Source organism: Mucilaginibacter sp. 21P, assembly GCF_019331605.1.
GTDB lineage: Bacteria > Bacteroidota > Bacteroidia > Sphingobacteriales > Sphingobacteriaceae > Mucilaginibacter > Mucilaginibacter achroorhodeus.
On the sequence record NZ_CP063061.1, the window covers coordinates 4,556,397 to 4,575,497 of the forward strand.

Consider the following 19,101-nt stretch of genomic DNA (forward strand, 5'->3'; position numbering starts at 1 on the left):
AATCAGTTCGTTACATCTAAAAGTTCAACCTCAAAATCGCATACCGAATTCTTCGGCAGTCCAAGGCTATCCTGGGCATATGGGCCGTAAGCATAACGCGAGGGCGAGAGGATACGTATTTTACCACCCTTTTTAATTAGCGGGATGGATAGCTTCCACGCCCTCAGTGTTTCACCTAAGGCAAAAGTGGGTTTAAAATTATTGCTTTGGCCAAATATCTTACCGGTTGTTAAGATCTTGGCGGTATAATTTACTGTTATGCGGGTTGAGTTGGTATACAAGTCATTACCAGTGCCGGGTGCCGATACTATACAATATATACCCGTTGGCACGTCAATGCTGTCTACCTGTACTACCTGGCTGCGTAAGTTATTGCTGTTAATGTAATCCTGTATGATACCATCATCTATTACAGCCTGCGATCTTTCTTCTGCAACAGCATCAAAACCTTTTTTGCATGATGCAAAACAAGCGGCAAACAGCAACAATATCAACAGCGCCCTATTCATGTAATTTATAACGACAAAGTTATCGTTTTATATCGCAAAAAATGCAGGTTAACACTTTTTAACACTCTTGAGGGATGCTGCCGCAATATCAGGGTTTGTAATTAAGGGTAAGCTGGTTTATTTTCCTCAGCATTTCGGTCAGATATGCCCGGTCGGCCTCGCTGATATGCGCATTAAGATAATTATTAAATTGCTTGACAACGTTTTTTGCTATCTGCCTTTTTTCTTTACCCAGGTCTGTAAGGTAAATTTTAACCGAACGTTTATCGCCCTGGTTAGAAGCCCGGTAAATTAGGCCGGCTTGTTCTAACTGGTTAAGCATGCGTGATAAACTGGTTGATTTTAAGCCCAGCAATGCTGCAGCTTGCGAAACAGTGGTACCCTCCTCATCAATATTAATGAGCAGGTAACCTATAGATTGCGTAAAACCAAACTCGGTAACTGTTTGGTTATACCGGTTAGCAACGGTTTGCCAAACTATTTTCAGGAAATAGTCAATAGTTTCCTGCTGTTTTACATTGCTTCGCATAGGGCACAAACTTAATATTTTAAATGAATACTATGTAGTTCATAGATATTAGTTAATGGTGAATAGTAAAATAATCAAACCCCACTGCATTCACCTAAGCAACACTATTTTGAATTTTTACTTTTGAATTTTCACTTTACCCTCAATACCCAACCGTTGTATCATCCCCTCGCGGATCGGCGCCACCCTCGTATCCGTGCGGGGTAACCAATATAGCGTCAACCCTGCCTATAGCACCACGGCGGCTAAGCTTGTATCCTTTTTCCTGCAGCTTTGCTTTTGTCGCTTCGGTGAATGCACCATCCTCTGACTGCACATCATCAGGGAACCACTGGTGATGGAAACGTTTTGATGAAACCGCCTGCTGCATGGTCTGGTTAAACTCAAGTATATTCAATATAGTCTGGAAAACTGACGTGATGATAGTAGAGCCGCCTGGTGTGCCTACAACCATAAATAATTTACCGTTTTTTTCTACAATGGTAGGTGTCATGCTTGATAACATGCGCTTGCCGGGCTGTATACTATTAGCCTTGCCGCCTATTAACCCATACATGTTAGGCACACCGGGTTTAGAGCTAAAGTCGTCCATTTCATTGTTCAGCAAAAAGCCGGCACCGGCAACAAAAATGTGCGAGCCAAAAGTATCGTTAAGCGTTGTAGTGATTGATACGGCGTTACCATCCTTATCAACAATAGAGTAATGTGTAGTTTGGTCGCTCTCGTAACCTATAAAACTACCCGGCTGTATGGCCGTGCTTGGCGTGGCAGCATCCCAGCTAAAATTCTTCATCCTTGCGTCAATGTATCTGGGGTTGATAAGGCTATCCACGGGCACTTTATAAAAATCGGGGTCGCCCAGGTATTTAGACCGGTCGGCATAAACACGCCTCTCGGCCTCCACTATCAACCTAACGGTACTATCAGCGTTAAAACCCCACCTGCGTAGCGGGTATTTTTCTACCGAATGAAGCAACTGCACCAAAGCTATCCCTCCGCTTGATGGCGGCGGCATAGTAATAACCCGATATTGTTTGTAATTGCTTGTTACAGGTTCGCGCCAAACCGAATGATAATTTTTTAGATCATTCCTGGTAAAAAGTCCCGCACCTTTTTGCATTTCTGTGATGATCAGATCGGCAGTTTTACCTTCATAAAAGCCGGCACGCCCTCTGTCCCTTATTTGTTCCAGTGTACGCCCCAGATCCGCCTGAACCAAAATATCGCCCTGTTGCCAACCGCCTTGCTTGATCAAATAGCTTTTGCCGGGATTAAGCTTAGTAAATTCATCCGCAGCACGGTTTAGGTCTGATGCTAATCTTTTGGTGATTGGAAAACCCTTTAAGGCAAGCTCTACTGCGGGTTGCACCAGATCGGCCCATTTAAGCTTACCATATTTTTTATGCGCCTCGTATAAACCGTCTACAGAACCCGGCACCCCAGATGCTTTGTGCGTGTACAAACTCAGATCGGGTATGATGTTGCCGTTAGCATCCTGGTACATTTTCTCCGTAGCTTTTGCAGGCGCCATTTCCCTAAAATCAAGCGTATTGATCTCACCTTTACCAGAACGATAGACCATAAAGCCACCACCGCCGATGTTGCCCGCCTGCGGGTGTGTTACAGTCAAAGCAAACTGCACAGCCACAGCTGCGTCAACCGCATTACCGCCTTTTTTCAGTATCTCCACCCCAGCTTTTGATGCATCGGGATAAGCACAAACCACAACGCCATTTTTATAAGATGTTATAGATGGTTGCGCCAGTGCGGCACCTGTTGTGCCTATCAAAAGTAGACTTATATATGCTATTGTATTTCTCAAATTCATCTTTGATAGCTTTTGGGCAATTTATGTTATTGTAGCTTTAAAGCCCATGGCTTTTTTCATTTTTTAAGCTTTATTCTCAGCGGTATAAGTACAGCGACAGAAGTTTTGCATTCCAAATTAGCATAAATAAAGCTTTTAGCCGTTATGAGGTGATATATAAACTAATCACTACTTGCATCTTAATATGAAAAAGATCTTACTTTCCTTAATAGCACTTTGCTCATTTGTGCTGATTACAAGTTCCGTAAAAGCCCAGGATTATAAAACTGCTGTCGGCCTAAAATTTGGCGGCTATGAGAACGGGCCTTCTGTAAAATATTTTTTGAATGAGGGTACAGCAATTGAAGGCGTTATTGGTATACGCAGCCATGGCGTTGTGTTCTCCGGCTTGTATGAATTGCACCAACAGGCTTTTAACACGGCAGGTTTAAAATTCTACTACGGCTTTGGTGCGCACCTGGGCAGCGTGGGCAGCGGCGTTTACAAACGTTTTGGCGGTGATGACCAAGTATATAACGATAGCCATATCCTGTTAGGCGCAGACGGTGTACTGGGCTTGGAGTATAAGATTGAACAAGCACCGATAGCTATCAGCCTTGATCTTAATCCACGTGTAGAATTAGCTACCGGGCCATTCTTTGATGTAGCACCCGGGCTTGGCGTTAAATATACTTTCTAAAAAAGCTATTTTAACAAAAGAGCCGCCCAAACAGGCGGCTCTTTTGTTAATGGAGTACCACTATCTTGCGCGAATATTGTTTATCCCCAAGTTTAATGTTTACCACGTAGGTGCCAGGTACAAGTGCTGATGTATTGATATCGGCATTAAAATTACCTGTTGTTATTTTCCTATTGCTTTGATATACCGTTTGCCCGGCGCTGTTTATCAATGACAACCGAAGATCGCCTCCTTGCGTTGTGTTAAAAACCACATTGACGTAATCATCAGCCGGAACCGGAAAAACCGTTAATCCTATTTCAGACTTATCAGGATTTTTAGCCACCAGCCGGAAATCAAACCCATCAGACTGGGCAACGCAACCTGTGCCAAGCGTTAACTGAACAGTGTAAATACCCCCCTTAAGTGGCGTATACTTTTGATTAGTAGCGCCTGCTATAGTTTCGCCATTTAAAAACCATTGCAATTCACCGGAAAGGTTTACCTGCAGATCATCCCCATTTTGGGTTATTACCGGCTTTGCAACCGTAACCGGGGCTCGCTGTGTTGATGCACAGCCGGGGCTGCGAAGCTGTATATCATAAAAATAATAATACATGCCCTTGTAATAAGCCGTATCGGTTTCAGGTGCACTTGATGTTGCACTATTCCCTGTTAGCTTAACAATGTTGCCGGCAGTAAACGGATAGCTGATACCTGACCCCTTATTTCTGTAAAGTGAAGCACCGTTCAAATAACTTGGCGTTATGGTGTAATTGCCTGCTGCAGGCAGTACTAAATTTAATGTGTAAACTCTTCCCTGGTCAAGCGGATCATCGGCCAATTCAACCGCAGGCAAATTAGGAGCAGTAGTAGTTGTACGGGTTTTTGCAACATTTATGGTTGTTGTTGAAACCACTTCGCCATTATCATTTGTTGCCGTAAAGGTGATTTTGCCCGATGTACCTATGTATAACCGCGCACTCTCAATAACCATAGGTGCCTGCGTGGTAAACCTTACACCTGGCGAAAATTGATTGTAACCACCCGCCGGGCCGGCACTTTTAGTTGTTAGTCCAATCTTTGCACTAAAATCATTTAACCCTGCATAGAAAGTGTTATTTACAGGTGCTGTGGTAATAGTAGCAGGTGAGCCGGTGCCTAATGGTAGTGTACTGTTTGCTGCCGCATACCAAAATATTTGCCCATCACCACCGCCGCTCAACTCATAAGATTTTGTGTTGATACAGTAGTAAGCCTGCAGATTGGATCCATCCACAGACGGAGGTGTACCAACTTCAATAGTTCCGGTTACCGAATTATTTGATGACAATGGATCACCCGGAACGTTAGTGGTTGCTGTAACCGTGTAATCGCTGCCGGGACGGGTATTAAATTTACCGCTAAAAGTAAAGTCCTCCTCTTCATCCGGATCAAGCGTGCCCGTATAGGTCTCACTGAAATTGGTTATTGCACCATTAGGTGCAGTAACCCTTGCCGTTACTGGGATATCGGTTATGGTGGTGCTGCCGAAGTTCTTAAGCCTTACCTTTACGGCCACGGATGATGCACAGGTAACACCTTCAAGGCTATTTACAATGGCCGTTGCACCTGCATCAACAGATGGTTTTAAGATCTGTACAAGATAATCCTGGGTTTCGCCCTTAGCATAATTACCACATGGGGTTATTGTTGAAGCATCGTTGGTTTCGCTTAAAACTATTCGTAAAAGTGTGGTATTCCCTATCGAGGCCGAAATAGGCACGGCAATATTTCCTGAGAAGCTTGCAGTTCCGTTTATAACAGTTGAAGTTGCTACCGTTTCATTGGTATCAAATACGCCATTGCCGTTCCAGTCTATAAATATCTTGGCTATTTTGTTAAAATTACCGCCGCACGTACCTAATGTGATGCTGAACGGATAAGTTTTCCCCACTTCCAGTTGCGCCGTTAAGTTGGTGTTATCAATATAACTGGTACATCCGGCAGTGGCGGTTTTATTGATGTTGGCGAGGGTAAAGTTACTGATCTTAGAATCAGCACTTGACAGCGGTGCCGATGCACAATACGGGCTGCCTCCAATGCCGGTAGCTATTAAAGCATAAGCCTGGCTGCCCGATTTTAACGTTCCCTTATGTGTTATGGTTATGGTGTATTTTTTCCCGGGAATGGCATCAGAAATGTAAACCTGTTCAATATTATCTCTGATATTATCTCCCGTGGTAGCTGCTGCCGAAGGATTATCCGGCGTGAGCACCCAGGGTGAATAAGTGGTTTGGCCGTCGCTTACGCGAATGTCAAGGTCATTCACCAATTTAGGTGTACGGTTGTTGATCACCCCGTCTGCAGTTGGTGTACCTTCCGGATCAGTCCATGATATAGAAATTTCAAGCGGCCCAACACCCGAAGCAGTAACTTCAAGCGTGCGGGTTTGTCCCTGTGCCAGCACTTCTTCGTTTATCAGGCTTTTAAACTTACTATCAGTTATAGCTTGCGCTGCAGCTTTCATGTCCAGTAATCCCCATCCATAAACATAATCCGGACCAACATTCCCTGCATCAAATGCAGTATGGCAAGCTAACCCTTTAAGCGTTGCTGCGCGCATAAGGGCACCACCGTTTTTTTGAGCGTAATACTCCTGCAACAAATAAAGAGAACCGGTTACGTTAGGCGCCGCCATTGATGTACCAGACGAGTAGTAATAAAAACTGGGATTACTTGTTCCGGTTGAAAGTATCTGTTCGCCGCAGCCAACAATATCCGGTTTAACACGCCCATCATCCGTCGGCCCCCAGCTACTAAAAGCCGATATGGATATATCCTGCCTGCTGCCTGGTCCGTTTGGCAATTGCCCCACCGAACCTACCGTTAAGATGTTTTTGGCAGTACCTGTTGTGGTGATAATATCATAACCATCATTACTGCTGATGGTTGATGGGCGCGGCCCCTTGTTCTCGAAGGTAGGATCTGTTCGGCTTTTATAGCCATAGTAGTTTATACCGACAGCAGGGCCGTTGCTGGTACGTGAGTTACCTGCCGACTCTACTATTAAATAATACGGTGCATTATACGCTATCTGGTCCCAGTCGCGGGTACGTGAGTCATAAAAGCCAAACAAATAATCTTCGTTATCGCCGGGCAAACCGTACCATTCCCAGCGTTGGTCGGTACTGTTATAATCCCAGCCACCTACGTCACCATAAGAGTGGTTTGATAGTAACAGCCCTGCAGCCGCGCCGCTCATTTCTGAAACATCGTTATCAAAATCCCATGACGATAAGGTGGAAGCATCAAAGGCCATACCTTTAGCAGGCGCATATACACCTTTCGCCAGCATGGTACCAGCTACGTGTGTAGAGTGATCTGCAACGCCGGCAGATGAATTGTTTAAGGTGATGTTTTTACCAGCAAACTCTCGATGCCCGGCATAAACGCTGCCACCATCCCAAATACCCAGCTTACCATTTAAAAAACTGCTGCTGCCAGACAGGTTGAGATTAAGCGAACCACCCGGCTGCACCGTATTAGTACCGGTTGTTGCCGCAGCGATAGTATTGTTGTGGGTTGATAAAAATATAGGAAATCCGCGCCCATCAAGCCCTTGCAGTATCACCAGGTTGCCGGCTTTGTTAATTCTTTTTACCGGCCAGCCATTTTGTTTAGCCAGTGATACGGCTTTAGCGTAACTTGCTGTAAAGTTTTGCTTAGCCTGAACTGATATAGCGTTAAGTTTTTGTGTATTAGTGATGGGCAAAGGCAATTTTTGCCCCATAACATTAGCTGTACAGGCCGTTAAAACAATAATGGCTATAAGGGCCAGGTACTTTTTCAAAATAAGCGCGGGTGTTTAGCGGCTTAAATTTATACCTTTTTCATGAAGTTTTAGCAATGGCTCAAAATTTGCCTTATGTATAACAGTTATCAGCTATAAAGCTTTAGTAAGCATTCGAGCAACTATTTAAAACGAAGCTCTTCGTTAACCGACCTCGAATTGGGTAAAAATTTTCCCACAATGGGAAATATGTTACCTTTTAACATTATAAAAAAATATAGAACTAAGTCGAAAAACGATTACAAATAAAAAAGGAGCGCTATCGTTAGCGCTCCTTTTTTTTCAATGTATTTATTAAGACCTTCTCATTGGCGGGGTCAAATTCAATTGTTTGATAATACCGTCTACCACCTTAGGTATATCATTCATCGTCCTCTTAGGATTTTGTAATTCCCCTACGCCGTAACCACGCCATACAATTTGTTGGGTACGGGCATCTATCAGGTCAATGATAATTGTGCCTTCTTTATATTGAACTTTTTGGGTGTAGCCCGGCCCGTATAAACCGCCGTAGTAACCTCTCCAGCCCCATGGGCGATAGAAGCCACCCCAGCCCCAGCCATAACCCCAGCCCCAACCACCACCGTAGTAAGGATAATAGGTTTCCCATTTTGTGCCGCGGCCGGTAACCGTTGCATAACGTACTAAAAGATCAGGGTTTTGTTGTTGCGGAACCAAGCCTTTGGCAATCAATGCCTCTTTGGTTGCTTCCTGTATGCGGCCGTTACCTATTTCATTTAAAGGGCGCCACTGCTTGTTTGGCGATTGCATAGGCCCTGTAAGTGCAAATGTACGGTAACCGCTTAAGTTGGTTTTGTTGGCTGCTGCAGTGTAATAGTTGTAGCTGCTGCAGGCAGATAGTGTTGATACAAATGCTACTACCAACACCAGGTAGATATATCTTTTCATGACGTCAATAAAATTTATAGTCTATTAGACTGAAAGTAATGCAAAGGTTTAACCAATTTATGCTTTATAGAAAAAATATTTTAGGTTAGATATTTCCCTACTATCGGCATGCGCCTGCCCATGCCAAACGCCTTTGGCGATACCCTTAAAATTGGTGGTGTTTGGTAACGTTTATGTTCGGCAATATTCACCAAACGCAGCACTTTACGCACAGTTGCCTCATCAAACCCTTGTTTGATGATCTCTGCTGATGAGCAACGATGTTCAACATACTGCGACAGTATGGCGTCCAGTATATCATACTCCGGTAATGAATCTGTATCCTTTTGATCGGGCCTTAACTCTGCAGAAGGCGGTTTGATGATCGTATTCTCCGGAATGATCTCTCTTTCGCGATTAATATAGCGCGCTAGTTGGAAAACCTGCGTTTTAAAAACATCGCCAATAACTGATATACCACCGCACATATCGCCATACAAGGTACCATAACCAACTGCCACCTCACTTTTATTAGATGTATTCAGCAATATATAACCAAACTTATTGGTCATGGCCATCAGCAGAATGGCGCGGCTACGCGATTGAATATTCTCTTCGGCTATATTAAACGGCAGATTTTTAAACTGCGGATGCAAGGCTTCCTCAAAGGCATCAGTGATTTTGGCAATAGCGATCACTTCAGATCTGCAACCCAGGTTGTTCACCAGGTCTTCAGCATCTTTGAGAGAGTGATCGGTAGAGAATTTTGAAGGCAGCATTACTGCCATCACATTGTCAGGCCCTAAAGCTTCTGCTGCCAGGGCACAAACCACGGCAGAATCTATCCCGCCGGATAAGCCCAGGATAGCTTGCTTGAAACCGGATTTTTGAAAATAATCCTTAATACCTAACACCAGGCCATCATGTATCTGCTGTATGTCGCTATCTCTATTAGCTTTTAAAGTAGTTTGATGCTCAAAGGTGATATCACCTTCATCGCCCAGATCATAATATGCCAAATGCTCAACAAAGTAAGGCATCTCATCAACAGCTTCGCCTGCACGGTTAAAAACCAGCGAGCCACCGTCAAATATCAGTTCTGTTTGTGCACCCACATGGTTAACGTAAAACAGCGGCAAATTATAGCGGCGGGCGTTGTCGCTTAAAATGGCAATACGCTCTTCGTCGTGGTTGTAGGCAAAAGGTGATGCAGCAATATTGATCATCACATCCGGGTTCTGTTTGATAAGCTCATCCATCGGCCGAGTAATGTAAAGCGGATTCTCAATGGTATTCCAAAGATCTTCGCAAATGGTTAGTGCTATGCGCTTACCCTTAAAATCAATACAATTAAAAGATGTTGAGGGCTCAAAGTAGCGGTATTCATCGAAAATATCGTAATTAGGCAATAGCGCTTTGTTAACAACAGCCTTAACTTCACCATTTTCAATAAAGTACGCCGAATTGTTAAGGTCCTTCCCTTCGGGATTATGGTTGGGCGTTGGCAGGCCAATTATGCAGGCTATATCTTCGCACTCAGCGGCAATATTTTGGGCAGCGGCATCGCATAGTTCAATAAACTCTTTAAATTCTAAAAAGTCGCGAGCCGGGTAACCGCACACACACAGTTCAGAAAAAACCACCAGGTCGGCACCGTTTTGCTTGGCCTGTTTAATAGTATTTATGATCTTACCGGTGTTCGATTCAAAATTACCAATATGGTAGTTCAACTGTGCTAATGCTAATTTCATAGTTTGGATATAACTGCGCGTGCGTGGGCCGCGTACAAATAAAAAAATTATTTTTGCTAAAACGTCAATAACGATGCCTTATTCCTTTAAAACAACCGTCATTTATGCAAGTTTTGCTTTTTGCCTCGCCTTTAGTGCATGCAAACGCCGTAAAGATATAGACGTTAGCAACATACCAGTAACGGTTAAGATAGAGCGCTTTGATAAAGATTTCGACCAAATGCGCACGAAACCCATGGACCAGCAGGCGGGTGTACTTTATACCAAATATGGTAAATTCTACCAGGATTTTATTGAAAGGGTGCTTAAAGCCGGTAGTGCACAAGACACGGCTTACTTTTCGGTTTTAAGACAGGTATTTGCAGGGAAGGCCTACCTGGACCTTAAGCATGACGTTGACGCAGCCTACCCAAATATGGATAAACAAAACGCTGAACTTACAGACGCTTTTAAGCGGATAAAATATTACTTCCCCAAAAAGAACCTGCCAAAGGTGTACGCTTACTTCTCGGGCTTTCAGGCGCAAACTACCATAGGTGATGGTTATTTTGGCATAGGCCTGGATCTTTTTTTAGGAGCCGACTCCAGATTTTACCCGGCATTAACGCAAAACTTCCCGCATTATATATCACGCAGGTTTACACCGGACAATATTACACCGCGGGTGGTGGAAGGAATTGCACGTGAAGATATGTTCCCCGAGAACGACGCTGACAACTCGCTGCTGGCGAAAATGATCTACAATGGCAAAATCCTGTACTTTATGGACCAAACGCTCCCTAACGTACCAGACTCAACTAAGATTGGTTATACTAATAAGCAATTGAAATGGTGCGACGATTTCAAGGGAAATATTTGGGGGTATTTTTTAGAAGAAAACCTGCTTTACGAAACCGATTATCAGAAAATACAGAAATATTTAACGGAAGCACCATTTACCCCGGGACTGGGTGACAATAATGAATCGGCACCCAAATTGGGCGTTTGGACGGGATGGCAAATTGTGAGGGCCTACATGGATAAACACCCTGACGTTACACTACCCCAGCTAATGGCCGACCGCAACGCACAAAAAATACTCAACGAATCTAAATACCGGCCTAAAAATGCTAAAGAATAAAGCTTACTTTTATTGATAGTACCCACCAATTAAATAAATCATTTAAATGAGAGCAATTAACCCATGGATAAACTTTAACGGCAATGCCGAAGAAGCATTCAACTTTTACAGGTCCGTTTTCGGAGGCGAATTCAGCAAGATCGTTCGGTTTAAGGATCTGGCAAGCGAAGAATTCAAGATAGACGAAAAGGACGAGAACAAGATAATGCACATTGCCCTGCCAATCGGCAAGCAAAACGTATTGATCGCTAATGATGTGCCCGAATTTATGGGCCCTGTAAATGAAAGCGAGAACCGTTCAAAAATTGTGGTGAGCACCGAAAGCCGCGATGAGGCCGATAAGATCTTTAGCGGACTATCAGCAGGCGGTGAGGTGGAAGGCGATATTGGCGATACCCCATGGGGCACTTATGCCGGCATGTTCAGGGATAAGTATGGCATCGAGTGGATAGTTGAGTTTGACGAGAGTTTGTAAACCTTGTCAGTTATAGCTTGTCGATTATCTGCTCAATTGTGCTTAATGCTGCTCAGATTACCGCGCTACCACTCGCAATGGCACTGGGTTTTAAAACAAAAAAGCGCCACCGTTTTCGGTAGCGCTTTTAATATTTAAAGACGATAAATTTACTTCATTATAGCGAATACGGCTCTTAGTACGAAGATAGTACCAACTACCATAAGTATATTACCAACTGCAGATGCAAGTTTAAAATCGGCAAAGCGGATGAAAACACCTACCAAACCAATAGCTACAGCAATAATTAAAGCTATATAATGTTTCTCTGAATTTGCGTTTTGAGTTGATTGTGCCATTACAAAATTATTTGTCGCAAAAATATAAATGTTTGTTGAAAAACAGATAGCTATTAAGAATTAATTGCCTTTTCTTTTTTGCTCCAACCTTGCGGCAGGTTTTCCTCAATTTCAATGTTCTCAAATTCGGCACTGGCGCGTGATCCAACTACCTTTGCCCAGGCAGCCATTTTAGATATACCCTCTTTTAGGCTTACATTTTTATTTGCACCAAATACTCCGGCAGCTTTTGAGTGGTCGCTATGCGCGTGCATCACTTCTTTACGGGCTTCAAGGTGGGTAACTTTAGGTTCAACACCTAATTCATCAGCCACTACCTGCACCAGCTCATTTACTGTGTAAGGCTTGTCAGCGCCAACGTTAAATACCTCGTTGTAGGATGCAGGTACATTTACGCAATTGGCAATATGCGGTGCAACGTCATCAATATAACTAAACGCGCGGGTTTGTTCGCCATCGCCAAAAATGGTCATCGGCTTTTCCTGCATTATCTGGTTCATGAAGATACCTATTACGTTACGGTATTTATCACCGATGTTCTGATTCTCGCCATAAACGTTATGCGGGCGGAAGATCACATAATTTAAACCAAACATATGGTGAGCTGCCTTAAGGTCCATCTCAACAGCATATTTAGCTACACCGTAAGGATCTTCTGGCTGTGGTACCATGCTTTCCAGCATTGGCAACTGGCCTGCGCCATATACCGCAATTGATGAGGTAAATATAAAACACTTTACTTTATATAATACCGAAAGGTTGATAAGATTGACCGAGCCAATAAGGTTATTATTATAATTAAACCTGCGGATAAAGTGCGATAAGCCCTCGGCTGCATAAGCTGCCAGGTGGTACACATAATCAAATCTGTGCTTCTCAAAAAGGCTTTCTAATAAGGCGACATCATTGATTGAGCCTTCAACAAACTCTACTCCTGCCGGTATATGGTCTTCAAAACCTCCGCTAAGGTCATCAAGCACTATAACTTTATGCCCAAGTGCTAAACAATGCCTTGCCACGTGCGAACCGATAAAGCCGGCACCGCCGGTTACTAATGAAGTGATCATAACTAATGTGGTATCTTAATTTACTTACTATTGTTTGTGTAAATATTTGCAAAAACCAGGCCGCCAACACCGCATCTTGTAAACCTCTATACTACAGGCACAAACGCTTTTACAATATCAATACGTGTTGATTTAATTTCCCGTTTTGTTCAAAAACATGGCGAGTTTACACGGTATAAAATTATGCTTATTTAACTATTTAACAAGTTTTTTTACTGCCCTGCCGGTGCTGCCTCAATCTGCTTTGGCACTATAGTTGTAATTTCTTTAATATCATTTACTTAAACAAAAAACATCATGGGCTTAATAAGATTTATAGCGATTGGCGCAGCGGTAGGTTTAGGCGTTAACTACCTAATGAAAAAAAGAGACGAGGATGGCCGCTCTGTATTGGATGACCTGAGAGAAAAAGCACCTGAATGGTTTGATAAGGCCAAAGAGTTTGCTGCAGATAAGGTTGATATGGCTGCTGAAAAAGTAAGATCGTACAACGGTTAAGAACTCAAGATAAAATTGGAGCCCCCTGCTTTGCAGGGGGCTTTTTTATGTTCAAAAATCCTGCGATTAAGTATAGCTTAACAGATTATTAACCATTGTTTAACTACTCAAATTTTCACTTAAATTGAAACAATTTTTATTACAACGATATGATTTACACATATATTTAAAGATTATTTCTTAACCTTTGATCTACATTAACCGAATTACAGACAGTGTAGCAACTTGTGGCGTTTATTGCGAAAAAACGCATGCTCATACTGCTACCAAAGCTTCTTTTAGCCAGCAGATAGATGATTTTTTTAGCAAATTGTTTAGCACTGCTGATTTTCCTGCCCGCTGGCATTGCGGCAACTGGACAGATTTTCACGGATGGTTATACATTGTTTCTGATCTGAGTATATGGGCGGCATATTTTGCGATACCTATCCTGTTATTAAAACTCGTTCGCAAACGTAAGGACCTCCCCTTCCACAAAATATTTTTGCTTTTTGTGGCCTTCATATTATTATGCGGCACGACACACTTAATTGATGCAGGTATTTTTTGGTGGCCTGCCTACCGTTTTAGTGCGTTGGTAAGGTTTATCACAGGCCTTGTTTCTATATTTTCTGTTTATGCACTTAACCGCATAATCCCACTGGCAGTTAACATACGCACGGTAAAAGACCTGGAAGATGAAATTGAAAAGCGCCGCGAGGTAGAAGAAAAACTTGCTGCCAGCGAATTTTTGCTATCAGAGGCTGGCCGCATAAGTCGTGTTGGAGGCTGGGAAACAGACCTTACAACCCATAAGCGCACCTGGAGCAACACTGTATATGATATTTTCGAGATACCGCACAATATCGATCTGGATAAACTTGAACTTACCGACTATTTCTTCGGCAGTAACCTTACCAAGGCTCAAAATGCTTTGCGTGAAGCAATAGAAAACAACACACGCTGGGACCACGAGCTGCAAATGAAGACCGCGAGAGGTAATGTTATCTGGGTACGATCGACCGGGGAACCGCTGTTAGATGAGAATGGCAAAGTGGTAAAGCTACGCGGGATATTTATGGATATAGACCGTTATAAACAAACGGAATTTGCACTCAACAAATCACTTGAGCTAACCTCTTTAAATAATCAGCAGCTTAAAAACTTTACACACATCCTTTCGCACAATATCCGTAACCACGCCAGCAATATGGCGCTCATCTCATCCTTAGTGGATACGGACAGCCTTGATGTAAATAACAAAGAACTTTTTGATAAGATGAGCAATGTAAGCGCAGCGCTTAATGATACGCTTGAACACCTGTCTGAAGCGATACGCATCAAAGATACAGTGATACAACGGGAGGTGCTTAACATAGGCATAGAGTTGAAGAAGGTGCTGGATATCTTTCAATCCGACCTTAACTTTAATAATGCGAAGATTGAATTACAGTTAGATGTAGAAATGATAAGCTTCCCACGCATTTACCTGGAGAGTATTTTAACTAACCTTATTTCTAATGCTATTAAATATCGTGATACGCAAAGGCCGCTGCTTATCACTATAAAAACCTATAAAAACGATAAACTTGAAACCGTTTTGGAATGCGTTGATAACGGCGTTGGCATAGACCTTAAACTACACGGCCAAAAAATATTCGGCTTGTACAAAACCTTCCACGACCGTAAGGATGCGCATGGTGTCGGTCTGTTCCTGGTTAAAACACAGATAGAATCACAAGGCGGAAAAATTGAAGTAGAAAGTATACCGGGATCCGGATCAACCTTTAAAATAATATTCTGATGAAAAAAATAAATGTTGCGTGTGTAGTTGATGATGATGAAATATACACCTTTTCAGTAAAGCGAATTATTGCCAAAGCAGACATTGCCGATAAAACTATCTTTTTCCATAACGGGAAAGCGGCACTCGATTTTATAATCGAGAACATGAACAACAACGGGGAGTTGCCGGACCTGATATTGCTTGATCTGAATATGCCGGTGTTAGATGGCTGGCAATTCTTGGATGAATTTGCAGCGGTGTTACCCGGCTTAAATAAAAAAATTACTGTTTACATTGTAAGCTCATCAATAGACCAGGACGATTACCGCAAAGCAAAACAAATTGAGTTAGTAACAGACTTTGTGGTTAAGCCGTTAACGGTAGATCATTTGCATGATATTTTAACCATGCTGCATGCATAAACAAGCAACCCCGCCTTCGCGGGGTTGCTTCACACTAAAGAGTCCTCTTACTACTCCCTGTCGTCATAAAACCCAGGAGCAATTGCTACAGACAGCAATGTCTCCATGTGTTTGTCCAACAGCTTTCTCCACCAAAACTGGTAATTACGGGGGTAAACAACCCTGTCATGGTGGTCTTTGCGGCCCAGTTCCTCAAGCGCAAGTATTTTGTACATTACCTTGCGCGAGTGGTCTACCACCGCGTGCGACCGTTTGGTGTAACCTAATACCTGGTTAATTTCGCGATTTGTTTTACCCAGCAGGATCAGGTTAAAAATGTCAATGTGGTGCGTTGAAAATCCCTTAGTTTTAAGGGTTGGTCTGGTTGAAAAAATGGCGTTAGTTTTCATGGCTTTACTTCTCCTTTACTTTTTCTATTCTACTTTAATCACAGTAAATTCAGTACGTCTGTTAAGCTGTCTGCCGGCAGGATTATCCTTGCCGTTTGGTAGTGTGTTAGGTGCAATCGGGCGGCGCTCGCCGTATCCTTTGGCATAAATACGGTCTTCTGCAACGCCCATGCTAATGATGTAGTCTACACAAGCTTGTGCGCGGCGCTGCGATAGTGCCATATTGTATTTGTCGCTGCCTTTAGAGTCGGTATGGGCAGCCAGTTCTACCTTTATTTTAGGATTATCCTTCATAATGGTTACCAGTTCGTTCAATACCGTTTTTGATTCCGGGCGAAGGGTGGCTTTATCATAATCATAAAGCACATTGTTGATCACAATAGGTTTGTCTTTCTTAAAGGCTTGCAGGCATATATCAGGGTTGAACAAGGTGTCGCCCTGCATTTCGCGGCCAGCTGCCGGCACCGGTAGTACTTTAGTGAAGTATCCCTCTTTCTCAAGCACCAGGTTGTAGGGCCTGCTGGTTTTTACATTAAAGCTGTAGCGTGCCGTTTTATCTGTTACCAGTGATTTGATGGTTTGCTTACTTAACGAATCGACAAAGCTTACCTTAACACCGGCAAGTGCCTTACGGGTATCGCAATCAACCACAAGGCCGCTTAGTGTGTGGCGCTTGTCATAAGCCTCAAACAGGTTTAAACAGCAGTCAGATTCCCTGTCAGAGCTGATGTAAAATTTATTGGCATTCGCAGGGTCGGGTACGTAATAGAGATCGTCTTTGGCAGAGTTCATTGGGTAGCCCATGTTTACCGGAGTACTCCAACTGCCATTGTCATTCATCGTTTCAAAAAAATCGAAACCGCCTAAGCCGGTAAAGCCTTTTGAGCTGTAAACCAGGCGTTTGTTCTGCACATCGTAATAAGGCGCCTGCTCATTTTGGCTGGTATTTACGGTTGATCCCAGGTTTGTAGAATTAACCGGACTTCCGTCGCCGCCCAGGTCGGCTACCCAGATATCGTCGCCACCGTAGCCCCCGGGCTTGGTAGATACAAAGTACATTTGTTTGCCATCGGTAGTGATATAGGGTTGTATAGAGTTAAAGCCATCGGCATTAACATTAGCATTTAATTTTTCAGGCGCACCCCAAACACCATCGCTACCTTTGCGGCTGGTATAAATAGCATAGGTTGATTTGCTGCCCACCTTAAACCAGCGCGTGAAATAGATATGCTGCCCATCGGGTGTAAGGGCTGGCGTGCCATATTCAAGCTCTTTGCTTTTCATACTGCCATCATCTTTAAACTGCACCTGCTGTGGCTGCCCGCTGCCATCATTCCTAAGCATGTAAAGCCTGTTCACATGCGTTTTCTCATCCTTAGCAAATCTCGATGACGTGAAGTAACTCATGCCATCTTTCAAGTACATGGCGTAGTCAGATCCATCAGAGAACCATGGGCCTTTGCGTTTTGCAACATCTATCAGTAATGGATATTTATATTGTTCCTTTGCAAACCGGCAATTGGTGATCTCTTTATCGGCAATGGAACGGTACTTTGCATCGCCTTTGTAGCTGGTATTAAAATCGGTAAGCTGTTTTATGGCTTCATCAAAATGCTGGTTGGCACGCAGGCATACACCATACCACAGGCGGCTCAACGGAAATTTTGCTTCGTCGCCTTCTTGTAATACACGGTAATACCACGGTTCGGCTTCCAGGTAATTTTCGTATCCACGGTACGATTCGCCCAGTTGATAGGCGATGTAGGTTTTGTCGCTAACCTTGCCATCCTTTGCTTTAGCGGTTTTTCCACCACCGCTATATGGGATGGATTGCTGCGTAATAAGGCTCATACCTTCGGCTGCCTTGCGGTAGTAGTAAGCAGCTTCGTAATAGTCCTTATTGTTAAAAGCTTTATCGGCAAGCGCGCGCGGGTTATCCTTGCTGTACTGGGCATGTACAGGTGCTATTGCCGCAATTAATAATAATATGGTTAATAGTTTTTTCATAAGCGATAAGATTATAACCTTGGGCAAATAGGTTCCGGCTCCTGTATGCGTCTGCGGAATACGTAGCTGATGGATAACTCAATGCCACCCTGGCCAAAAGCCGAACGGGTTTGCGTGGTATTGAAATCATAGCTCGCGCCAATGATCATATTATTAAAATGGTAACCTACGTTAGCTATGGCAGCATCTTTAAAGCGGTACATGGCGCCCAGTATAAGCCCTTTATCTGCATCAACCTTAAATTCGCTATAGGCACCTGCTGCTTTCTCTTCTGCTTTTTGTTGTTTCATGTACACGGCATGTGGCACAAGGTCAAAACTCTCGTTTATTTTTAAGCGGATACCTGCGTGGGCAGTGTAGCGCATCGGTAAACGCTGTGCGGTACTGGTATTTGATGCCGTGGCAATGGGATCTTTTGAACGGGCCAGGTGCGATACACTGAACCCACCGAAGAAATTGGCATTGTGTGATGGGTCTCCATCATAGTAGAAAGCACCCGCGCCGGCATCAAACACGGTGGCATTGGTATTAAGGAAGTTCTCGTTGCTTGGCAGTGATGGGTCAAAACCACTGGCAGGGTTAAACTGGCTTCCGTATTGCGCTTTGTTGGCATCAAAAAAGCGATTGATAACACCTGCCTGCACGCCAAAGCTTACCTTCTTGTAACCGTCGTTGGATACAGCGATGTTGTAAGAGAACGAGCCATAGGCCGAAAAGTAATTATAACCGATGTCACCCGCAGCCTGGTTGAGGATATTAACCCCAACACCAACCCTGTCGGTAGGGCGAAAATCGGCAGAAACGGCACCTGTTTGGTAGGCATTGTTGATGGATGCATATTGGTTCTTGAAATTCCCGGTTATACGCGTATCTCCGTTAAAAACCCCTGTTAAAGCCGGGTTAAGGTACATGGGATAGGCATAATACTGGGAAAAATGCGGATCTATCTGTGCAAAGAGGCGGTTGGCTGCTCCTATCTGGAGCAGCACCGCTATCATTACTATTATCTTATTTTTCATGTGAAT

Annotated in this window: 17 protein-coding genes; 6 read left to right on the plus strand and 11 right to left on the minus strand. The window is 43.5% G+C overall.

All coding sequences use genetic code 11. From position 1 onward, the window contains the following. Positions 1-2: 2 nt before the first annotated feature. The 3 genes from INP83_RS20285 to ggt all read right to left on the minus strand — a co-directional run bounded on the left by INP83_RS20285 (position 3) and on the right by ggt (position 2,866). Positions 3-509: an FKBP-type peptidyl-prolyl cis-trans isomerase gene (locus tag INP83_RS20285; protein ID WP_146272774.1), complete on the minus strand. Its 507-nt coding sequence runs from the start codon at positions 507-509 to the stop codon at positions 3-5. Between the two features lie 88 nt (positions 510-597). Next, complete coding sequence (locus tag INP83_RS20290; protein ID WP_146272772.1) at positions 598-1,038, minus strand: MarR family winged helix-turn-helix transcriptional regulator; 441 nt, start codon at positions 1,036-1,038, stop codon at positions 598-600. A 142-nt stretch (positions 1,039-1,180) separates the two neighbouring features. Continuing rightward, positions 1,181-2,866: a gamma-glutamyltransferase gene (ggt, locus tag INP83_RS20295; protein ID WP_219125699.1), complete on the minus strand. Its 1,686-nt coding sequence runs from the start codon at positions 2,864-2,866 to the stop codon at positions 1,181-1,183. A gap of 184 nt (positions 2,867-3,050) precedes the next feature. Between ggt and INP83_RS20300 the strand changes: the two genes are divergently transcribed. Further along, positions 3,051-3,545 carry a hypothetical protein gene (locus INP83_RS20300; protein ID WP_146272768.1) on the plus strand — a complete coding sequence of 165 codons (495 nt, stop codon included), beginning with the start codon at positions 3,051-3,053 and terminating at the stop codon, positions 3,543-3,545. Between the two features lie 46 nt (positions 3,546-3,591). On the opposite strand, the gene INP83_RS20305 is transcribed toward INP83_RS20300, so the two are convergent. From INP83_RS20305 to INP83_RS20315, 3 genes are all read right to left on the minus strand, one after another. Beyond that, a complete protein-coding gene (locus INP83_RS20305; RefSeq protein WP_219125700.1) occupies positions 3,592-7,356 on the minus strand; it encodes a S8 family serine peptidase in 3,765 nt (1,254 codons plus the stop codon). A gap of 294 nt (positions 7,357-7,650) precedes the next feature. Then, a complete protein-coding gene (locus INP83_RS20310) occupies positions 7,651-8,265 on the minus strand; it encodes a DUF4136 domain-containing protein (RefSeq protein WP_219125701.1) in 615 nt (204 codons plus the stop codon). Positions 8,266-8,345: 80 nt separating this feature from the next. Further along, a complete protein-coding gene (locus INP83_RS20315) occupies positions 8,346-9,995 on the minus strand; it encodes an NAD+ synthase (protein ID WP_219125702.1) in 1,650 nt (549 codons plus the stop codon). 73 nt (positions 9,996-10,068) lie between these two features. On the opposite strand from INP83_RS20315, the gene gldB reads away from it, so the two are divergent. After that, positions 10,069-11,115, plus strand: a complete 1,047-nt coding sequence (gldB, locus tag INP83_RS20320; protein ID WP_219125703.1) for a gliding motility lipoprotein GldB — start codon at positions 10,069-10,071, stop codon at positions 11,113-11,115. 46 nt (positions 11,116-11,161) lie between these two features. Further along, positions 11,162-11,590, plus strand: coding sequence for a VOC family protein (locus INP83_RS20325; protein ID WP_219125704.1), 429 nt, complete (start codon positions 11,162-11,164; stop codon positions 11,588-11,590). A 149-nt stretch (positions 11,591-11,739) separates the two neighbouring features. Here the strand turns inward: INP83_RS20325 and INP83_RS20330 are convergent, their stop codons facing one another. Beyond that, the gene (locus INP83_RS20330) at positions 11,740-11,928 is read right to left on the minus strand and encodes a hypothetical protein (protein ID WP_146272756.1); all 189 of its coding nucleotides are present in this window, start codon (positions 11,926-11,928) and stop codon (positions 11,740-11,742) included. 53 nt (positions 11,929-11,981) lie between these two features. Next, positions 11,982-12,995, minus strand: coding sequence for an NAD(P)-dependent oxidoreductase (locus INP83_RS20335; protein ID WP_219125705.1), 1,014 nt, complete (start codon positions 12,993-12,995; stop codon positions 11,982-11,984). Positions 12,996-13,292: 297 nt separating this feature from the next. Here INP83_RS20335 and INP83_RS20340 point away from each other — a divergent pair, with 297 nt between their 5' ends. From INP83_RS20340 to INP83_RS20350, 3 genes are all read left to right on the plus strand, one after another. Further along, positions 13,293-13,493 (plus strand): YtxH domain-containing protein, encoded by a 201-nt coding sequence (locus tag INP83_RS20340; protein WP_146272752.1) that lies wholly within the window; start codon positions 13,293-13,295, stop codon positions 13,491-13,493. A 187-nt stretch (positions 13,494-13,680) separates the two neighbouring features. Further along, entirely contained in the window at positions 13,681-15,276 is a 1,596-nt protein-coding gene (locus INP83_RS20345; RefSeq protein WP_219125706.1) for an ATP-binding protein, read from the plus strand. After that, positions 15,276-15,680 (plus strand): response regulator, encoded by a 405-nt coding sequence (locus tag INP83_RS20350; protein WP_146272748.1) that lies wholly within the window; start codon positions 15,276-15,278, stop codon positions 15,678-15,680. The genes INP83_RS20345 and INP83_RS20350 overlap by 1 nt, the downstream gene beginning before the upstream one ends. Positions 15,681-15,730: 50 nt before the next feature. On the opposite strand, the gene INP83_RS20355 is transcribed toward INP83_RS20350, so the two are convergent. From INP83_RS20355 to INP83_RS20365, 3 genes are read right to left on the minus strand one after another with little or no spacing between them, the layout of a single operon-like run. Next, positions 15,731-16,069, minus strand: a complete 339-nt coding sequence (locus INP83_RS20355; protein ID WP_219125707.1) for a hypothetical protein — start codon at positions 16,067-16,069, stop codon at positions 15,731-15,733. 24 nt (positions 16,070-16,093) lie between these two features. Continuing rightward, the gene (locus INP83_RS20360) at positions 16,094-18,076 is read right to left on the minus strand and encodes an OmpA family protein (protein WP_219125708.1); all 1,983 of its coding nucleotides are present in this window, start codon (positions 18,074-18,076) and stop codon (positions 16,094-16,096) included. Positions 18,077-18,087: 11 nt separating this feature from the next. Further along, complete coding sequence (locus INP83_RS20365) at positions 18,088-19,095, minus strand: PorP/SprF family type IX secretion system membrane protein (RefSeq protein WP_219125709.1); 1,008 nt, start codon at positions 19,093-19,095, stop codon at positions 18,088-18,090. Positions 19,096-19,101 lie beyond the last annotated feature (6 nt).